Source organism: Streptomyces sp. NPDC058401, assembly GCF_042722885.1.
Taxonomy (GTDB): domain Bacteria; phylum Actinomycetota; class Actinomycetes; order Streptomycetales; family Streptomycetaceae; genus Streptomyces.
The window spans coordinates 81,882-101,079 of record NZ_JBHXKA010000010.1 but is presented as its reverse complement, the minus strand read 5'-3'; the positions used below and the strand labels follow the sequence as shown (position 1 = coordinate 101,079).

16 protein-coding genes are annotated in these 19,198 nt (G+C 72.5%); 5 read left to right on the top strand and 11 right to left on the bottom strand.

What is annotated here, in order from left to right; genetic code table 11:
• Positions 1–6: 6 nt before the first annotated feature.
• From ACFWNV_RS05910 to ACFWNV_RS05900, 3 genes are all read right to left on the bottom strand, one after another.
• Positions 7–1,008, bottom strand: a complete 1,002-nt coding sequence (locus tag ACFWNV_RS05910; RefSeq protein ID WP_383941102.1) for a carbohydrate ABC transporter permease — start codon at positions 1,006–1,008, stop codon at positions 7–9.
• Between the two features lies 1 nt (position 1,009).
• On the bottom strand, positions 1,010–2,368 hold the full coding sequence (locus ACFWNV_RS05905) for an ABC transporter substrate-binding protein (RefSeq protein ID WP_383941099.1): 1,359 nt from the start codon (positions 2,366–2,368) through the stop codon (positions 1,010–1,012).
• A gap of 219 nt (positions 2,369–2,587) precedes the next feature.
• Complete coding sequence (locus ACFWNV_RS05900; protein ID WP_383941096.1) at positions 2,588–3,604, bottom strand: LacI family DNA-binding transcriptional regulator; 1,017 nt, start codon at positions 3,602–3,604, stop codon at positions 2,588–2,590.
• Between the two features lie 235 nt (positions 3,605–3,839).
• Between ACFWNV_RS05900 and ACFWNV_RS05895 the strand changes: the two genes are divergently transcribed.
• Positions 3,840–5,405, top strand: a complete 1,566-nt coding sequence (locus ACFWNV_RS05895; RefSeq protein ID WP_383941094.1) for an oleate hydratase — start codon at positions 3,840–3,842, stop codon at positions 5,403–5,405.
• 134 nt (positions 5,406–5,539) lie between these two features.
• A complete protein-coding gene (locus tag ACFWNV_RS05890; protein WP_383941092.1) occupies positions 5,540–6,025 on the top strand; it encodes a peroxiredoxin family protein in 486 nt (161 codons plus the stop codon).
• Positions 6,026–6,028: 3 nt separating this feature from the next.
• Here the strand turns inward: ACFWNV_RS05890 and ACFWNV_RS05885 are convergent, their stop codons facing one another.
• The 5 genes from ACFWNV_RS05885 to ACFWNV_RS05865 form a co-directional block, all read right to left on the bottom strand.
• A complete protein-coding gene (locus ACFWNV_RS05885) occupies positions 6,029–6,838 on the bottom strand; it encodes an SDR family NAD(P)-dependent oxidoreductase (protein WP_383941090.1) in 810 nt (269 codons plus the stop codon).
• Positions 6,839–6,965: 127 nt separating this feature from the next.
• On the bottom strand, positions 6,966–7,166 hold the full coding sequence (locus ACFWNV_RS05880; RefSeq protein WP_383941088.1) for a hypothetical protein: 201 nt from the start codon (positions 7,164–7,166) through the stop codon (positions 6,966–6,968).
• Positions 7,167–7,607: 441 nt separating this feature from the next.
• The gene (locus ACFWNV_RS05875; protein ID WP_383941086.1) at positions 7,608–8,525 is read right to left on the bottom strand and encodes a MurR/RpiR family transcriptional regulator; all 918 of its coding nucleotides are present in this window, start codon (positions 8,523–8,525) and stop codon (positions 7,608–7,610) included.
• A 155-nt stretch (positions 8,526–8,680) separates the two neighbouring features.
• Entirely contained in the window at positions 8,681–10,006 is a 1,326-nt protein-coding gene (locus tag ACFWNV_RS05870) for a M14 family zinc carboxypeptidase (protein WP_383941084.1), read from the bottom strand.
• Positions 10,007–10,102: 96 nt separating this feature from the next.
• Entirely contained in the window at positions 10,103–12,022 is a 1,920-nt protein-coding gene (locus tag ACFWNV_RS05865; protein ID WP_383941081.1) for a HelD family protein, read from the bottom strand.
• 6 nt (positions 12,023–12,028) lie between these two features.
• Between ACFWNV_RS05865 and ACFWNV_RS05860 the strand changes: the two genes are divergently transcribed.
• Positions 12,029–12,376 (top strand): hypothetical protein, encoded by a 348-nt coding sequence (locus ACFWNV_RS05860; RefSeq protein WP_383941079.1) that lies wholly within the window; start codon positions 12,029–12,031, stop codon positions 12,374–12,376.
• A gap of 166 nt (positions 12,377–12,542) precedes the next feature.
• Here the strand turns inward: ACFWNV_RS05860 and ACFWNV_RS05855 are convergent, their stop codons facing one another.
• The 3 genes from ACFWNV_RS05855 to ACFWNV_RS05845 all read right to left on the bottom strand — a co-directional run bounded on the left by ACFWNV_RS05855 (position 12,543) and on the right by ACFWNV_RS05845 (position 18,135).
• A complete protein-coding gene (locus ACFWNV_RS05855; RefSeq protein WP_383941076.1) occupies positions 12,543–13,319 on the bottom strand; it encodes a carbonic anhydrase in 777 nt (258 codons plus the stop codon).
• A gap of 188 nt (positions 13,320–13,507) precedes the next feature.
• Entirely contained in the window at positions 13,508–14,557 is a 1,050-nt protein-coding gene (locus ACFWNV_RS05850; RefSeq protein ID WP_383941073.1) for a hypothetical protein, read from the bottom strand.
• Positions 14,558–14,562: 5 nt separating this feature from the next.
• The gene (locus ACFWNV_RS05845; RefSeq protein ID WP_383941070.1) at positions 14,563–18,135 is read right to left on the bottom strand and encodes a DNA polymerase III subunit alpha; all 3,573 of its coding nucleotides are present in this window, start codon (positions 18,133–18,135) and stop codon (positions 14,563–14,565) included.
• A gap of 60 nt (positions 18,136–18,195) precedes the next feature.
• Between ACFWNV_RS05845 and ACFWNV_RS05840 the strand changes: the two genes are divergently transcribed.
• On the top strand, positions 18,196–18,333 hold the full coding sequence (locus tag ACFWNV_RS05840; protein WP_383941067.1) for a hypothetical protein: 138 nt from the start codon (positions 18,196–18,198) through the stop codon (positions 18,331–18,333).
• Between the two features lie 226 nt (positions 18,334–18,559).
• Positions 18,560–19,003, top strand: a complete 444-nt coding sequence (locus ACFWNV_RS05835) for a hypothetical protein (RefSeq protein ID WP_383941065.1) — start codon at positions 18,560–18,562, stop codon at positions 19,001–19,003.
• Positions 19,004–19,198: the final 195 nt, after the last annotated feature.

The window sequence follows — 19,198 nt, the reverse complement described above, 5'->3', positions numbered from 1 at the left end:
CTCCTTTCAGTCCTTGGTCCGGGTCAGCCGCAGGTAGAGGCCGGCGAAGAGGCCCAGGACGACGAAGAGCAGGGTGCTCATGGCGCTGGCCAGGCCGAAGTCGTTGTAGACGAAGGCGTAGCGGTAGAGCAGCAGCAGGATGGTGACGGTGGCGTCGTCGGGGCCGCCGCCGGTGAGGACGAAGGGTTCGACGAACACCTGCATCGTGCCGATGACCTGGAGCAGCAGGGTGATCAGGAGGATGAATCTGACCTGCGGGATCGTGACGTGCCACAGGCGTTGGCGGATGGAGGCGCCGTCGAGCTCGGCCGCCTCGTAGAGCTCTCCGGGGATGCCGCCGAGCGCCGCCAGGTAGATGAGGGTGGTGGTGCCCATGTTGGCCCAGGTGGAGACGAGGACCAGGGAGATCATCGCGAGGTGCTCCGACTCCAGCCACTGCTGGGCGGGCAGGTGCAGGATGCCGAGCACGTTGTTGAAGAGGCCGGGGCCGGGATCGTAGAACCATCGCCAGAGCAGCATGGTGACGATGGGCGGGAGCATCACCGGGAGGTAGACGGTGAGGCGCAGGTACGACTGGCCGCGCCGGAGTTCGTTCAGCACGACGGCGGTGACGAACGGGGCGGCGAAGCCGAAGACGAGTGCCAGGAGCGTGAAGTAGCCGGTGTTGCGCCAGGCGGTGGCGAAGAGCGGATCGGCGAGGAGGCGGCGGAAGTTGTCCAGGCCGACCCACTCGGCGGGCTGGGCGAAGGTCACCTGCTGGAAGCCCAGGAGGACGCCGCGGACGATCGGGTACCAGGCGAAGAGGGCGAAGCAGATCAGTGCGGCGGAGAGGAAGAGGTAGGCGACCAGGTTCTCCCGCAGCCGGCGGGCCCGGCCGGCTGCGGGGACCCGGCCCGTGGCGGGGTTCTCGCCGGTGGCTCCGGTCCGCCGGAGGTCCCGGAGGCGACGCGCGCGCCGCGGGTTCCGGGGGCGCGGGACCGGGGCCGCGGGGGTGGGGAGTACGGACATGTCACTTCACCGTGGCGAGGATGGTGTCGGTGCGGGCGGCGGCGTCCTTGAGCAGCTTGTCCATGTCCGCGTCCTCCTTGGTCAGGACGGACTGCATGACGCCGTCCAGGACGGTGTAGATCTGCTGCGCGTTCGGCGGCTCGACCTTGACCTCGACCTGGGGGCTGCGGTCGACGAACGGCTTGTAGTTCTCCTGCGGAACGTTGGCGTGCGCGACGTGGATGGCATCGATCTTCTGCTGGGCGGCGCCGCCGAAGAGGTTGGGCTGGGGCAGGCCGATCGGGACGCCGAGGCCGGAGAACTTGGTGACGTTCTCCTCCTCCCGGTCGGGGTTGAGGTACTTCCACTGGACCCACTGCAGGCCGGCCTTGATCTTCTCGGGCGTGGCCTTGGGGTTGAACATGAACCCGTCGCCGCCGCCGAGGGTGGCCGTGCCGGGGAGGGCCGCGAGGCCGAACTCCTCGTACTTGCGCTCGAACTGCTTGACAATGGTGGGGATGTTGTCCGGTCCGGCCATGTACATACCGAGCTTGCCGGAGCCCATCATCTTCTGGACGTCGCCGATCTCCAGGAGCTGGCGGGTGCCCATGCTCCGGTCGGTCCAGCGCATGTCGTGCAGGGTCTGCAGCGCCTTGCGGCCGGCGTCGCTGTCGAACGCGGCCTTCCACGTGCCGTTCTGCTCGGTGGCCACCTCGCCGCCCATGGAGTAGAGCCAGGACGTCAGGTGCCAGCCGCCCTGGTTGTTCTTGCTGTAGTCGGCGTAGCCCACGGTGTCCTCGCCGAGCTCGCTGATCTTCTTCGCGGCGGCCCGGACCTCTTCCCAGGTGGTCGGGGGCTTGTCGGGGTCGAGTCCGGCCTTGCGGAAGAGCTCGCGGTTGTAGACGAGACCCATGGAGTAGTTGCCGGTGGGCAGGCCGTAGGTCTTGCCCGCCTTGTCCTTGAACACCTTCTGGAGCTCGGGGCGTATGTCGGAGAGGTACGGGACGTCGGCCAGGTAGGGGGTGATGTCGGCGCCCTGCTTGCGCTGGATGAGCCCGGCCGGATCGGTGAAGTAGACGTAGTAGACGTCTTCGAGCTGGCCCCCGGCGAGTTTGGCCGCGAAGGTCTTGGGGTCCATCTGGCCCTCGCGGGCATCGATCTTGATCTTCGGGTGCGCCGCCTCGAACTGCTTGACCAGCTCCTCGAAGTCCTTGCGGTCGGCGGCCTGCGTCGTGGCCGGCATGCCGTTGACCGTGATCGTCACCACCCCGCCGGCCTTGTCGCCGGCCGGGGCCGGTGTGCCGCCGCAGGCGGTGAGGCCGAGGCTCGCCACGAGGGCGGTGGAGGTGAACAGGGCGCGACGTCTGGTGATGCCATCCATGCGAACAGGCCTTCCGTGCGGGTCGGGCTTCGATGGCGCGACAGTAGAAGCCGTGAACGCAAGAAGTCAATAATGTTACGCAAGAGATTACGCATCAAGATTCAGCTAGGTGACGGATCGTGACGCCCGGCCATCACCCCCGCGACGGCATCTGACACGAAGAAGAGGGCCCGGCGACAGCCGGACCCTCTTTCCCCGCGGGCCTCCCCCGCTCCCCCGTCAGCCCTGCGAGGACCGGCGCGTGGTGGAGGAGCGGACGATGAGTTCGGTGTCGAAGAGGATCTCCGAGGACAGGGCCACGCCGGTACGGATCTGCTCGGCGAGGAACTGCACCGCGGCCGAGGCCATGGCGGCGACGGGCTGGCGTGCCGTCGTCAGCGGAGGGTCGGTGGCCACCATGAAGAGCGAGTCGTCGAAGCCCACGACGGACAGTTCGGCCGGCACCCGCAGCCCCCGCCGGCGGGCCCCGCGAATGGCTCCGAGGGCGAGGGCGTCACTGGCGCAGACCACCGCCGTCACCCCGCGCGGGAGGAGCTGGGAGATCGCCGTGGCGCCGCCCTCCATCGAGAAGAGCGCATGGGCGACCAGTGGCCGCCAGTCCTGGGCCGGAACCCCGCGGCGGGCGTTGAAGGCCGCGTAACCAGCGAGTTTGCGGACCGACGGGACGTGCCCGGAGGGTCCCACGATCATCCCGATCCGCTCGTGGCCGAGCGCCGACAGGTGCTCCAGCGCCTGCTCGGCAGCCCCGGCGTCGTCCACCGAGACCTGCGCGACGCCCGGGTTCTCGTCGGCCGGGTTCACCAGGACCACGGGGATCGCACGGCGGCGCAGCTCACGGCCCTGGGCCTCGCCTATGTCGGTGTAGCTGGCGCCGACGAAGACGATCCCGCCGACGTTCTGCCCGAGCAGCATGTCCACGTAGTGCGACTCCGAGACCCCGTCGGCCGTGCGCGTGCACAGCACGGGGACCAGCCCCTGGCCGTTGAGGAGTCCCGCGAGCGCTTCCGCCGCGGCGGAGAAGACCGGGTTCTGGAGGTCCGGGACCACCAGCCCGATCAGCTGCGCCCGCTCCTTGCGGAACTCCACCGGGCGCTCGAAACCGCATACGTCCACGGCGGTCAGCACCGCCTCGCGGGTGGCGGGCGCGACGTCCCTGTTGCCGTTCAGGACGCGACTCACCGTAGTCGTACTGACGCCGGCCATCTCGGCCACCTGGGCTAGCCTCTGGGTGCTCACATGGTCAAGCTACCAGTCGGGTGCGCAAAAACCAGTCCCTCGTGCGCAAATACCTTGCAAGCGGATCGGATGCGCGTCGCGCCCATGGCCCGGCCTTGCGCCCGTCGTGCCCGCCGCACCCGCCGCGCCCGCCCAATGGCGCACCCCGGTCGCGACCCGCCCCCGGGGGTGATGGCCTGGGTGGGTGACCGTACGGCCGACCGGGGCCCGTACGGCCAGGGCGAGGAGACACATCGTGGCCAAGGCCTATCTGGTGGGTGCCGGCATCGCTTCCCTGTCGGCGGCGGCGCTGCTGATCAGGGAGGGCGGGTTCGCCGGCTCGGACATCACGATCCTGGAGGCCCAGGGCCGGACCGGCGGAAGCCTGGACGCCGCGGGGGATCCCGAGAACGGCTACACCATGCGCGGCGGCCGGATGTTCGAGCTGCACTTCGAGTGCACCTACGACCTGCTGAGCTCCATCCCCTCATTGGACGCGCCGGGCACTTCGGTCACCCAGGACACCTTCGCCTTCCACGAGGACTTCGCCTGGAACGACAAGGCCCGCCTGGTCGACTCCGCCGGCCGTCGGGTCGACACCCGTTCCATGGGGTTCTCCGAGCGCGACCGCCTGGACCTGGTCGCGTGCGTGGCCTCCCCCGAGTCCCGGCTCGACGGAAAGCGCATCTCCGACTGCTTCACCCCGGAGTTCTTCACCACCAACTTCTGGTACATGTGGTGCACGACCTTCGCCTTCGAGCCCTGGCACTCGGCGATCGAGTTCCGGCGCTACCTCAACCGGTTCGTGCACCTCTTCAAGACCTTCGACACCATGTCGGGCATCTACCGAACCCGCTTCAACCAGTACGACTCGATCGTGCGCCCGCTCCAGAGCTGGCTGCGGAGCAACGGCGTCGTGTTCACGCTGAACACCACCGTGAACGACGTGGAACTGGCCGACGGCGAGGGAACCACCGTCACCGCCCTCGTCTGTACGCGGGAGGGCGCGGCCCTGCGCATCCCCGTCGCCGCCGAGGACCTGGTCTTCGTCACCAACGGATCGATGACCGCGAACTCGACCCTGGGATCCACCGACGCCCCCGCCGTACTGGACACCTCCGCGCCGGACGCCTCGTGGCGCCTGTGGCAGACCCTGGCGGCCAAGCGCCCGCACCTGGGCGACCCTTCGGTGTTCGACTCCTCCGTCTCGGACTCCACCTGGGGCTCCTTCACCGTCACCACCCAGGACCCCACCTTCTTCAAGGCCATGGAGGAGTTCTCCGGCAGCGAGGCCGGCAAGGGCGGTCTGATCACCTTCAAGGACTCCGGCTGGCTGCTGACCATCGTCCTCAACCACCAGCCGCACTTCCACGAGCAGCCCGAGGGCACCTACGTCTGGTGGGGGTACGCCCTGTTCCCGGACAAGGCCGGTGACCACGTGGGCAAGACGATGGCCGAGTGCACGGGCCGCGAGATCCTCACCGAGGTGCTCGGACACCTGCGCCTCGCGCAGAGCGAGCAGATCCTGGACTCCTCGGTCGTCGTACCGGCCCTGATGCCGTACATCACCAGCCAGTTCCTGGTGCGCAAGGCCGGCGACCGGCCCGAGGTGGTCCCGGAGGGCTCCACCAACCTGGCCTTCATCGGTCAGTACGCCGAGGTCCCCGACGACGTGGTGTTCACGGTCGAGTACTCGGTGCGCACCGCGTGGACCGCCGTGGCCGGGCTGCTCCACCTGGACCGGCAGCCGCCGCCGGTCTACAAGGGCGGCCACGACCCCAGGGTGCTGCTCGAGGCGCTGCACACGATGCACCGCCACTGAGCCCCGGTCGCGGGCGCCGTCTCGCGCGCCGCCGCGTCCGCCGTCGCCCGGCCCCGGTTCCGGTCACCGGGCGGCGACACGGCGGGCGCGACCGGGTACCGTACGCCCCTCGACGACAGAGAGGTGCGGCCATCGTGACCCGAATCCCGGACGTGGGCGATGTGGTGGGCGATTTCTCGCTCCCCGGCGGCCGGCTCAGCGAGGACGTGTTCGTGCGCGGGCAGTACTCGCTCGGCGAGCAGCGCGGGAACCCGGTCGTTCTCGCCTTCTACCCCGGCGACAACACCCCGGTCTGCACGACGCAGTTGTGCTCCTATTCCGACGGCCTGGAGTCGCTCTCCGCGTGCGGTGCCCAGGTGTGGGGCATCAGCCCGCAGGGCGTCGACAGCCACGAGTCCTTCGCCCGGGACCGCGGCCTGCGGATGCCGCTGCTGGCCGACACCGACCGCGAGGTGGCCCGCGCCTTCGGCATCACGGCTCCCGTGATCGGTCTGCGCCGGGCCGTCTTCGTCATCGCGCCGGACGGCACCCTGCACTGGAAGCACGTCGGGACCCTGGGCATGAGGTTCCCCTCCGCGGACACCATCGCGGAGCAGCTCGCCGGTGTCACCGCCGGCTGAGGCTCAGGAGGCCGGCTCGGCCGCGGGCATGAGGCGGCCGACCGAGTTGACCATCTGCCGGCGGCTGAGCAGGCGGCCGCCGACCGCCATCACCCGGTTGAGGGCGCCGGAGATCACGCTGGGGCCCGGGTTCCTGCGGTCCAGCGCCGCCAGCGCCGTGCGGACGACCTCCTCGCACGTCTGGACCCGGGTGCCGCCGCCCACCTCGCTGGTCCCGATGACGTCGAAGAACTCCGTCTTCGTCGCGCCGGGCGAGAGCGCGAGCACCCGCAGTCCGGTGCCCTGGGATTCGTGCCAGAGCGCTTCGGTGAAGCTCAGCACGAAGGCCTTGGTGGCGCCGTAGACGGCCATCTGGGGAATGGGCTGGTAGGCGGCCATGCTCGCGACGTTGACGAGGACGCCCTTGCCGTGGGCGCGCAGGGGACCGATGAAGGCGCGGCTGATGTCGACGACCGCGCCCACGTTGACGGCGAGTTCCTGGCGCAGCCGTGCGGGATCCTCCTGATGGAGGGGGCCGAAGGTGCCGAAGCCGGCGTTGTTGACCAGGCTCGTGACCGTGATGCCGCGCCGCTCCAGCTCTGCGAGGAGCGTGTCCCCGATCCGGTCCGCCCCGAGGTCCATCGGGACGGGTGTGGCCTGGATCCCGTACTGCGCCGAGAGTTCCGCGGCGAGCCGCTCCAGGCGGTCGGCGCGGCGGGCGACCAGGACGAGGCCGGATCCGCGGGCGGCGAGCCGGCGGGCGAACTCCTCGCCGAGACCGGAGCTGGCGCCCGTGATCAGTGTGGTCTGGCCCCGGTAGTCGACCGCGTTCATGACCCGTCTCCCCTGCGCGTGGTGGCGTACCTCCCGTACGCGGCCACCGTACGCGCCGGGTCCCCGGCCGTCCGGCGGAGGCCGGACGAACGGGGACCGGATGAGCGGGAGCCTCGGGGGCCCGTGCTCAGTTGTTGGAGCCCACCGTGTTGTTGAGGCCCGCGTTGAACACGTCGTCGGCGGCGAACTGCAGCCAGTCGCCGAAGACGATGGTGTACGACTTCTCCGACGGGGCGTTGACGGTCACATCGGCGGAGGCGGCGGAGGCGCAGCCGAGGACGATGAGACCGGCGGCGACGACGGAGAGCGCGGAGCGGACGGAACGCATGGATCCACCTTTCGAGGGGGTCAGCGGGCACCTCCGAACCTAAAGAGGCTCCGCCCGTCTGTCCCGTCACACCGCCGGGCGGGGCCGAGAGCCAGCCGATCGGCCGAACGTCCCGGAAGCCGGTGGAGAAGTTCTGGGCGGCCTCGGCCCAGGGGTTGGCCGAGGCCGCAAGGCGCTGCGGGATCCGAAAGCCGACGGGACACCTGGCGTCACGTGAGGAGGAGAAACGTCACGTCGGGTGTCTGTTCTAGGAGGGTGTGGGGACACCCTCCCTGGCATCTTGACGGATGACCGCGCCGCCATCAGTAAACATATATACCGTTGAGTAAGCAAGGGTATGAAAATATTCATGTGTGAGGGTGGTGTGAATATGGCACCTCATGCCACTTCGTGGACCCCGCAGAGACGCTTGGAGGCCCCTTGGAGGGGCCTGGCGGGTCCCTAGAGGAAGAAGCCGTGCTGGTCCGCGGCCTGCTCGTAGCTTTCGAGCCGGGCCTGCGTGCGCTCGGGGTCCGCGTCCGCCATCGCCTGGAGCAGGGCCGCGGACAGCACGCCCGGCGCCGCGTAGGAGTCGAAGACCAGCCGCGAACCGGTACCGGCCGTCAGCGCGACATCGGCCTCGTCCACCAGCGGCCCCAGCGTGCGGTCCGTGATCAGCGCGATCCGCAGCCCCGCCCCGCGGGCCACCCGCAGGGCGGCCAGGGTCTCCTTGGCGTGCCGGGGCATGGCGAAGGCCAGCACCCAGCTGCCGCCCGCCGCCCGGGCCTGCAGCAGCGCGTCGGAGGCGACGCTGCCGCCCCCGGTGATCAGGCGCACGTCGGGGTGGATCCGGCGGGCCGCGTACGCGAAGTACTCCGCCAGCGAGACGGAGATCCGCAGCCCGAGGACCGTCAGCGGCACCGACCGGGCCAGCTCGCGTCCGATGTCGAGCACCTGGTCGGTGTCGGCCAGCAGCTGGCGGACGGTGCGCAGGTTCTCGATCTCGGCGTCGACGGCCGCCTGCAGTTCGTTGCGCCGGGTCTGTTCGGGACTGTCCGGGGCGCCGGCCACCGCGCTGAGCGCGATCGGCTGGAGCACGTCGCGCAGGGCCGGGTACCCGCTGAAGCCTAGGGCGGAGGCGAAGCGGGTCACGGAGGGCTGGCTCACGCCGGCCCGTTCCGCGAGCTCGGTGATCGAGAGGAACGCCGCCTCGGTGAGGTGGTCGACGAGGTACTGGGCGATCCGGCGCTGCCCCGGCGAGAGCGGGTGCCCGTCGAACAGCGCCCGGACCCGGTCGGCCGGGGCCCGCTCGTGGTCGATCGCCTGACCGCTCGGCGTGATCGCTGCCGCCTGTGCGCGCGCCTGCTGCCCCGATGACACCGGCGGTCCTCTCTTTCGTGCCGCTCTGTGATCCCAACATAGCTCACGGCATCCGGCTGACCAGCGCGCTTCCCCCCGCAGCCGGCCGCGGGGCCGCCCCCGGGCGGCCGGGGGCGGGCGCGGCGACCGCGGCAACGGCCCGGACTGACGGAGCGTCAGCAGTATTGCGCGGGCTGCCCCGTTGCGAGCCGGTTCGGGGCCCGGCCGTCGAGGAGGAGCACCACGAGGGCCCGCAGGGGCTGGTCCAGCGGGACGAACGCACCGCCGTCGGCGGCGGGTACGGACCGCACTCCGTGCAGGGCCAGGCGGTCGCCGGTACCGGCGTACTGGGCTGCGGTGAGCCGGTAGCCGCAGGGCGGGTCGGCGAGGATCTCGCCGACGGCCGCGGGGGCGTTGTCCGCGCCGGCCAGCGGGACCGGTCCCGACGCACTGCCCGCCGCCCGGCGGGCCCCGTCCGAGGCCGCCGCCAGGGGGCCCGTACGCGTGGAGACGTAGGCGAACAAGCCTTGCAGGGCTGCCAGTTGGGAGTCCACCCGGCGGCGGTGGTTCAGGGACGGGTCGGCCCTCTCCGCGTCCCCGGCCGCGCCCGCGGCTGCTTCGATGCGGGTTTCGACCAGCAGCGCGACCGCGTGCTTCACGCCCGCCGTGTTGCGCAGGATCCGCTCCTGGCCGTCGCCCGCGGACTGCCCGGCGGGGGCGCCGGTCACGGGGTCGGTGCGGATGCCGTAGGTGCCGGTGGAGCGGCCGGCCGCGCGGGCCGCCGCGCGTACGTACGCGGCGGACAGGAGGCGGGACTCCGCGTACACCGCCGGGTCGGTGTTGAGGTTGCGCGGCCAGAGGTCGAAGAGGTCCTTGTCGTACGTACCCGGCGTCGACCGGTACTCGTGCAGGTCGTACACGAGGTGCGGCCGGTGGTCGCGCAGTACGGCGGCCAGCGCCCGCGCCTCGGGCGAGACCAGGGCCGCGTGGTCCCGGTTGATGTCGGTGCCCACGGCGTTGGAGCGGGTGCCGGCCGCCCGGCCGTCCGGATTGGCCGTCGGGACCACGAGCAGGGTGACGGTCTCCAGGAGGCGCCTGGTCGCCGCGTCCCGGGCGTGGGCGAGGTCCCGCACGGTGCTCAGACAGGCCTCGCGCCCCGCCGGTTCGTCTCCGTGCTGGCTGCATACCAGCAGGACGGTGAGGGGGCCCCGGCCCAGGGTGACCAGGCGCAGCGGGCGGCCCCGTACGGTCGTGCCGATGGTCCGGACCGTGGTCCGGGCCGCGCTCCGGGCCGCGGCGTGCTCGCCGTGCCGGCCGATCGCGTCGAGCAGGTCCCGCTCCTGGGATTCGCTGGTCCAGTGCGCCCCGCGCGCGGCCTCGAAGCCGGTACGGGGCCCTCCTTCGGCCGCACGCACCGGGGCGGGGGCCAGGGCCGTCGCGAGCACGGCCGCCAGGGTCGCGGCGAGCGCGGTGAGACCGCGCGCCGTCGTCTTCTCGATCACCCTCCGGTTCTAGCGGGACCCGGACCCCCGCGGCAGGGATCCGCTCCGAACTCACCCGGGTGGCCGGGCGAGTTCCTTCCGCAGGGCCCGCCCCGCCTACGGCCGTTCGTCCAGCCCCTCCGGCAGCCGGCCGGTGTGGAGCACCCCCAGGGTCTGGGTCGCGCGGGTCAGGGCGACGTAGAGGTCGCTGGGCTCGTGGTCCGCCGGTTCCACGACGATCACCGTGTCGAACTCCAGGCCCTTGGCCTGCCGCGGAGCGAGCAGGACCACCGGGCGGGTGAGGTCGGGCTCCTCCCCCGCCCGTACGCCGGGCAGCGCGGCCGCCAGTGCCTCGTGCAGCGGGTGCGGGGCGATCACCGCGAGGCGTCCTTCGGCCGGCGCGCCCTCCCGTACCGCGTCGGCCACCGCCGCGGCCAGGTTCCCGGTCCGCTTCACCCAGGGCCGCCGCCCCGTGGAGCGGACCGAGCTCGGCGGCTCGAAGCCCGGGTGGCGGGCCCGGAGCACGGCTGCGGCCAGCTCCATGATCTCGGCGGGCGTACGGTAGTTGACCGCGAGGCGCACGAGCTCCCAGCGGTCTTCCACGTAGGGCGCCAGGATCTGCTGCCAGGAGCCGCATCCGGCCTCGTCGCCGGTCTGGGCCGGGTCGCCCACCAGCGTCATGGAACGGGTCGGACAGCGCCTCATGAGCAGGCGCCAGGCCATGGCGGACAGTTCCTGCGCCTCGTCCACGATGACGTGCCCGAAGGCCCAGGTGCGGTCGGCGGCGGCCCGTTCGGCCGCGCTGCGGTGGTCGGCCTCCTCCTGCCGCTCCGCCATCCGCTCGGCGTCGATGATGTCGTGGGCCGCGAGGAACTCGTTCTCCATGTCCTCGAACTCGTAGGAGTCCGAGCCCGCCGACAGGTCCAGGACGCCCTGTGCGTACGCGACGCGTTCGAGGCGCTCGCGCTCCTCGGCGGCGCGCCGCGCGGTGTCGTCGGTCCCGAGCAGCTCGGCTGCCTCGTCGAGCAGCGGGACGTCGGCCGGGGTCCAGTCCGCCTCGCCCGTGGCCGTGCGCCGGATCAGCCCGGCCTCCCGCTCGGAGAGGTACGTGGGCTCGGCGAGGTAGTCGGCGATCAGCTGCCGGGGGGTGAGCGGGGGCCACAGCGTGTCGATGGCCGCGTGCACCTCGGCGCTGGTCGCGATCTCCTTGCCCAGCTGGGCGATGTCGTCGGGGCCGAGCAGGTTGGGGCCGCCGTAGGGGTCGGCGCCGAGCCGGTCGGCGAGCTGTTCGGTGAGCGCGTCGATGATCCGGAAGGCGAAGTACGGGCGGGCCAGGTTGTGCGGCAGTCCGGTGGCCCGGGCCCGGTCGCGGGCCTCGTAGGCCATGGTCCGGTCGAGCAGCAGCGTCCCGTAGTCGTCGTGGTCGACCTCCAGGGCCGGTTCGGGGACCACGTCGGCGTCCTCGCCGCTGCCCGCGGGCACGGTCTCCGGCAGCGCCTGCCGGTCGCTCACGACGCGGGCGAGGATCCCGGCCATCTCCGCGCGCCCCTTGACGGCTGCGGCGCCGGGCCGGTCGGCGGCGCTCGCGCGCACGCCGGGGAACAGCTCGCCCGGGGTGGCGAGCAGGACCCCGGTCTCGCCGAGGGCCGGGAGGACCTCGCCGATGTAGCCGAGGAAGGCCGGGTTCGGTCCGACGATCAGCACGCCGCGCTTGGCGAGCAGCTCGCGGTGGGCGTAGAGCAGGTAGGCGGCCCGGTGCAGGGCCACGGCGGTCTTGCCGGTGCCCGGGCCGCCCTCGACGACCAGGACGCCGCGGTGGGTGGAGCGGATGATGCGGTCCTGTTCGGCCTGGATGGTCTGCACGATGTCGTGCATCCGGCCGGTCCGGGCGGCGTCGAGCGCGGAGAGCAGGACGGCGTCCGCGTCGGCCCCCTCGTGACCGGTGCGTTCGGTGTCGGCGAGGTCGAGGATCTCGTCGTGCAGGGCGGTCACCTCGCGGCCCCGGGTGGTGATGTGGCGGCGCCGGCGCAGCCCCATGGGGGAATGGCCGGTCGCGAGATAGAACGGGCGTGCGACATCGGCCCGCCAATCGAGCACGAGAGGGGTGCGTTCCCCGTCGTCCTGCCTGATTCCAATGCGGCCGATGTGGTGGTCCGAGCCGTCGGAGAACTCCAGCCGGCCGAAACACAGGCCGCTTTCGCCCGAGTTCAGAGCGGAAAGCAGACCGGACTGTTCAGCGACCACGATGTCCCGTTCCAGTCGCGCCTGGAACCCGCTGCCGGCCTCGCCGAGTGCGCCCTGCACGGCGCGTTCGGCCTGCTCCCGCAGGTCGTCGAGGCGCGCGTAGAGATCCGTGATGAATTGCTGTTCATTCCGGAATTCTTCGGTTGACAATTCCACTCCTGACGCGGTACGGTGTCCCCATAAGCTTTCTTCACGTCTCGGCTGTGCCGCGATGTGAAACATCAAATATACGCAGACAAACACCCCGGCCGTCAATCGGTCCGGGGTGTTTTTGCGTGCAGCGCCCCTATGGGAACGGGGTATTGCCCGGCGATTACCCGGTGCGCAGCATGCGGACCTTCTGGTCGGCCAGGTCGTAGCGTGCGACCGCGACGGCGAGCCGGCCGGCGGCTATCCGGGCGGCCAGGTCCGGCTCCGCCGCCAGCAGGGCCCGGGTCCGGCGCGCGTGGGCGTCGATGGTGGCGGCGACCCGGGCCTCGCCGTGCTGGCCGTGGTCGATGGAAGGCCGGATCTGCTCCGCCAGGTACTGGATGTGCGCGGGCAGCCGGGTACCCGTCTCATCGGCGTGCACGGCGGCGCCGACGGCCCCGCACGACTGGTGGGCGAGGACCAGGACCAGGGGGACGTCGAGCTCCAGGACCCCGTACGCGATGCTGCCGAGCACCGCCTCGTCCAGCACCTCGCCCGCCGCGCGCACGGTCAGCAGGTCGCCGAGCCCCTGATCGAAGACGAGCTCCGGCGGCACCCGGGAGTCTACGCAGCCCAGTACGATCGCGAACGGGTGCTGCTCCCGCGCCACTTGGAGGCGTACGGAACGCGACTCGTGCGGATGCTGCTGACGGTACGCCGCCCAGCGCCGGTTGCCGGCCGCCAGGCGGCGCAGCGCCTCCTCCGGGCTCGCGGGACGGGCCCCGCCGTCCACGGCTCCGGCTCCGACTCCGGCGGACTCGGCTGCGGAGGCCGGGAAAACGGAACCGAGCCCGAGGACGGAGGCGGCGGATCCGGCGGCCGCGGTACCGGCCAGGGCGGTGCGCAGCAGGACCCGACGGCTGGGCGAACTGGCGGAAGACGCCTGTGTGTTCGAGGACATTCGGGGACGTTAACCCCGCCCCGGTCCGCCACGGCCGTCCCCGGACGGAAATGGCGGGTTCCTCCCGGAGCCCGGCTCGATCGGGCCGCCGGAGTTGGAGGGAACTCCCGGCGGCCGCGATGCCGACCGGCGCTTTGCTCCAAACCCGTCGGTACCAAGGGGCTTCCGGGGAGCCGGCCGGCGCGGGGCTACGGCTTGCGGGCGGCGAGGGTCGCCGGTTTGACCGCGTCGGGGCCGTAGCGGGCCCGGGCCCGGTCGGCGGCCGCCTCGACGGCGAGCGCCCGTTCGTCGGCCGGGTCGAGGCTGAGCTGGTGCAGGGCTTCGGAGGCGGGGCGCAGGGCTTCGCCGCGGAGGTCGAGGGAGCGTACGCGGGCCCGTTGGAGGCCGAGGAGACCGTAGAGCTCGTAGGCGGTGTCGGCGAGGGGGCCGGTGTGGTGGGTGGCTTCGGTCAGGGTGCGGGTCCGGGTGGTCGTGGTGCGGTCGGCGTAGCGGACGGTGAGGGTGAGGCCGCCGGCCACCTGCTCCTCGTCGCGGAGCCGGGCGCCGAGCCGGTGGGCCAGGCCGAGGAGAGCCCGGCGGTGCTCGTCCGTGTCGAGGCAATCCGCCTCGAAGGGGTGGTGCGTGGTCAGGGACTTGGGGACGGGGCGGGCCTCGACCGGGCGCAGGTCCTCGCCCTGGGCGTGGGCGTGCAGGGACCGGCCCGTGGCCGAGCCGAAGATCCTGGTCAGGGTGGTCAGGGGGGCGTCGGCGAGGTCTCCGATCGTGTGCAGTCCGTACGCGGCCAGGGTGGCGGCGGTGGCCGGGCCGACCCCGTAGAGCGCGGCGACGGGCCGGGGGCGCAGCCAGGCGGTGACCTCCCCCTCGGTGAGGACGGTGGTGGCGCCGAGGGGGGTGAGGGCGGCCGTCATCGTGGCGAGCATGCGGTTGGGTGCGATGGCGCAGGTCGTCCGCACGCCGTGGAGTCCGACGGTCCGCATGCGCAGGACGGCCGCCAGGGCCTCGGCGTCGCGCTGCCAGTAGCGCAGGGCCCCGGTGATGTCGAGGTGGGCGGCATCGGGCGGGAGCGGCTGGACCCGGGGGGTGATGTCGGCCGCCATGTCGAGGAGTTGGGTGTAGAGGCTGGTGGCGGTGGCGGGGCCCGGGCCTGCGCTGGGGTCCGTCCCCGGGTCCGTACCCGGGTACGCGCCGGGGTCGGCCCCGTAGGCGAAGTGGAACTGGGCGTGGAGGATCTGCTGCACGGCGGTCACCCCGCCGATCCGGGGCTGGTGTAGCCGAGGGACTTGAGGTCGGCGGCGCGGCTGCCGGCGGGCTGGAGGTCCGCGTACGGGTGCAGGCGGGCTCCGCTGGTGCCGTTGGCGAGGGTGCGCGGCCGGGCGGCGCCCTGGGCCGGCGTGGGGGCCGGATCGGCGCGGCCGAGCAGGGCGAGTGCGGCTTCGGGGCCCTGGTCGCGGCGGGCGGCCGCGATCTCCTCGAGGTTCCAGACCATCTGGCCGACCACGGTGCGGCGCGGTCCGCGGGCCTCGACGGTGCCGCGGACCAGGAGCAGCCCGGAGTGGAAGACCGTGTGGGCGCAGGCGTCGTGGCTGTCTTCGAAGAACGCGATGTCGACGAGGCCCTGGCCGTCCTCCAGGGTCACGAAGATGACCCGCTTGCCCGAAGGGATCGGTGGTGTCTGCGTCGAGGCGCGGACTCCGGCGACCAGGACCGGCTGCCCGGGGCGCATCGCGCCCAGGTGGGCGGAGTCGACGGCGCCGATCTCGCGGAGCAGCCGGTGGTGGTGCTCCATGAGGTGCTGGGAGACGTCGATGGACAGGACCTCGATCTCGGCGTTGAGGGCTTCGCGGCTGGTCATTTCCGGCAGCCCCGACGGTGCGGCGGTCACGAGCGTGCCGCCGAGGGCGAGTTGTCCGTCGACCGCGCGCCCCCGGGTGTGGCGGTGGAGCTCGGAGACCTGGAGGAGGAGGTCGCGGCGGGTGAGGCGGCCGCGCAGGGTGTCGAGGGCGCCGATCCGGATCAGGCGCTCGGCGGTCGGGAGCGCGGGGCGGGCCCGCTCCCAGAAGTCCTGGAGCGAGGCGTAGGGCCGGCCTGCGGCGATGCGGGCCACTTCCTCGGCGCCGGTCCCCTTCACCGTCGACAGGGAGAGCCGTACCGCCCAGGCCCCGTCCGCCGTCCGCTCGACGCGGTGGTCGGACGCGGAGTGGTTGACGTCCACGGGGAGCACGGGCACGCCGTGGCGGCGGGCGTCGGAGACGATCACCCGGGCGGGCCACATGCCGGGGTCGTGCTCCAGCAGCCCGGCGTAGAGGGCGGCGGGGTGGTGTGCCTTGAGCCAGGCCGACTGGAGGGCGGGCACGGCGAAGGCGACGGCGTGCGCGCGGCAGAACCCGTACGCGCCGAACGCGGCGACGATCCCCCATACCTCGTCGAGCACCTCCCGGCCGTAGCCGCGGGCGGCCGCCCGCTGCCGGAACCACGCCTCCACCCGGGGCAGCCGGTCGGGGCCCGCGAGGGCGCGGCGGGCGATCTCGCCCAGCGCCCGGTCGCAGCCGGTCATCACCGCGAAGATGTCGATGATCTGCTCGTGCCAGATGGTCACGCCGTAGGTGTCGGCGAGTACGGGCTCCAGGTCGGGGTGCGGGTAGCGGGCGGCGGCGCCGTGGCGGGCGGCGATGTAGAGGGCGGGCATGCCGCCCTTGACCGGACCGGGCCGGAACAGGCTGATGTCGGCGATGACGTCCTGGACCCCGCGCGGCTGGAGCCGGCCGACGAGGTCCTGCTGGCCGGGGCTCTCCAGCTGGAACATGCCCACGGTCCGGGCCTGCCTGATGAGCTCGAACGCCTCGGGGTCGTCGAGCCGGACGTGGTCGGGATTGTCGAGGTCGAGCTGGCGGCCGGTGGTGCGGCGGATCTCGGCGACGGCGTGCGCCATCGCCGACTGCATCCGTACCCCGAGCACGTCGAGCTTGACGAGCCCGAGGTCCTCGACGTCCTCCTTGTCCGCCTGGACCATCGGGTACCGGCCGCCCGGGGTGGGCTGCACCGGCAGCCGGTCCAGGAGCGCGGCGTCGGAGAGGATCACTCCGCACGGGTGCATGGCGTAGCCGCGCGGGAGGGCGTCCAGGCCCTCGGCCAGCTCCCACAGCGGGCCGTACGAGGTCGCCTCGGCGGCGAGTTCCTTCAGCTCGGGGAGCTCGGCGAGGGCCCCGCGGATGTCGCAGGCCCGGATGTGCGGGAAGGACTTCGCGATCATGTCGACGGTCTGCGGGGGCAGGCCGAGGGCCAGGCCCGTGTCGCGCAGGGCGTGGCGGGCCCGGTAGGTCTCCGGCATCGCGGCGACGGCCACCCGTTCGGTGCCGAACCGCTCGATGATCCGGTCGTAGACCTCCAGGCGCCGGGCCGACTCCACGTCGAGGTCGATGTCGGGGAGCGAGCGGCGGCGGACGCTGAGGAAGCGTTCGAAGAGCAGGTGGTGTTCTAGGGGGTTGGCCGTGGCGATGAAGAGGGCGTGGTTGACCATGCTCCCCGCGCCGGACCCGCGGGCGGCGACCCGGATGCCCATGGCCCGGATGTCCGTGACGACCTGGGCGACCGCCAGGAAGTACGACTCGAACCCCAGCTTCCCGATCACCCCGAGCTCGTGCTCCAGCCGCCGGACCGCCTGCGGGTCCCGGTCCAGGCCGCGCGCGAACATCCCTTCCGCGCAGCGGCGGCGCAGCAGGGCCGCGGCCCCGTCCGCGCCGGGTCCGGCGCCCACCGATTGCGGCTCGGGGAAGCTGGACCGCGCGGGGGCGGGGCCGATGCCGATGCCGAGGTCGGCCACCGGGTCGACGGTGCACAGCTCCGCCGTACGCACGGTCTCCGCGAGCAGCTCCGCCGCCCGGGCCGGGTCCGAGGCGGCGCCCGAGCCGGCGCCCGGGCCGGTGGCCGCGGCGATCCGCTCGGCGGCGTGGGCCATCGCGTCCGGCCCCTTCAGCCAGCGCTCGCCGCAGTCCAGCCGGCGGCGGTCGATGGGGCGCAGCAGCCGGGCGGAGTCCAGTACGTCGGCGATGCGGTGCTGGGCGGGGTCGGCGTAGCGGACGGCGTTGCTGAGCACCGCCGGGACGCCGAGCCGGTCGGCCAGCCCCAGCGTGCGGGCGGCCAGGCGCAGCGAGCCCGGCCCGGTGCCGGGGAGCCCGTACCAGAGCACCTCCAGCCGCAGCCCGGGGCCCACGATCTCCCGCCACGGGGCGAGCAGCCGCTCGGCCAGGTCGGGCCGGCCGGCCGCGAGGGCGCGCACGGGCTCGGACACGGGGCCGAGCATGACCACCAGTCCCTGGCCGGCGTAGCGCTCCAGCAGGGACCAGGACACGACGGGCTGGGCGGGGGCGGCCCGGATTCCGTCCTCCGCACCCGCATGGGCGGCGGAGACCAGGCGGCACAGCCGGGCCCATCCGTCCGCGTCCCGCGCGAGGAGGGTGACCCGCAGCGCCGGCTCGACGACGTACGCACCACCCCGCACGGGCGTCCGCGGCCGCGCCCCGGCGGGGCCGACACTGCCGCCGGACCCGGGGGCGGCGGGGGCGGGGTGGACAGCCACGTCGACCCCGAAGACCGGACGGACCCCCGCCCCGGCAGCCGCCTTCGCGAAGCGGACCGCCCCCGCGACGGTGTCCCGATCGGCGAGCGCAAGCGTCCCGACCCCTCGCTCGGCGGCCCGTTTCACCAGGTCAGAGGGGTGCGAGGCGCCGTACCGAGCCGAGTAGCCGCTCGCGGCATGGAGGTGCACACCGCCGCCCACGGCCCACCTCCGATCGCCCGACCACCCCTTTCCAGCCATCTTGACCAGATACAACCACCGTATCGAACATAATTCGAACAGCGCGACTCCAAGGTCTCCGTGCCGCCGGGCGACACCGGCCGGGAGAACACGGCCTCGCACCACGTCATGACGGCAGCTGGAATGCTCCCGGTCGGCGAGGACGAGCGACTGCTGCACCACTCGGTGAGCTGGACGCAGGCAGCCGACAGCAGCTGAGGCGCGGTACCGATCCCGGCGAAACCGTCCCCCCGAAGGCCCGCCACGGCGGCCGTTCTCCGATGGCCCCGCCCGCCAACCGAGGACCCGGCCGGCTCGAGCGCGCTGCAGTCAAAGCGCCTGCCGCTCGACGGTCGGCCGGAGCGGCCCCAGGGGAAATCGGGTCGACGGCACCTTGCACAGCGGGGAGTATGCGACGCGACCGATCAAGCGCCCGGAGGCGTACGTGGGAAACCGACAAGCCGACATCGACTTCACGTTCGCGTACCCGACCACCGTGCGCACCCTGCTGGACGTACTGACCCCCGCGGGCTGGTCCGCCGAGGAACGCCCCGGCTACATCTCGTACATGATCAATGACGCAGACGACATGCACGACTGGTACGACAGCACCCCCGACCGCCTCGACGCCGTACTCGCGGAGCTGGATGCCGCGGCGAACCTGCCCTACACCGTGGCTCTGAACGTGTACCACCCGCAGGGCGGGACGGGCGGCATGCTCATGTTCTACGCCCGGCGCAGCAAGGTCTCCTTCCTCCCCACGATCGACCGCCGACGCATCCCGGACGCACCGAAGTTCACCGACCTCGCCTGGTACCTGCACACCCTCGTCCCGCCCCTCCTCGGAGTCGGCCTCGCAGGGTACGAGGCCCGGGAAGACCCGAACTAGGCATCGCCCGGGACGGAGTTCGGCCGCACGGCGACTCCCTACCCGGACGCGACCCGCCCTTCTGCCATAGCCATCACGGAAGCCCGGTCGGAACCCCGTAGTTGGCCTCACCTTCCTGGCACGGGATGACCGAGCCCTCCTGCTTACTGATCGGCTGCTCTGGGCAACCCTGACACCGGATGGCCGGCCCTACGA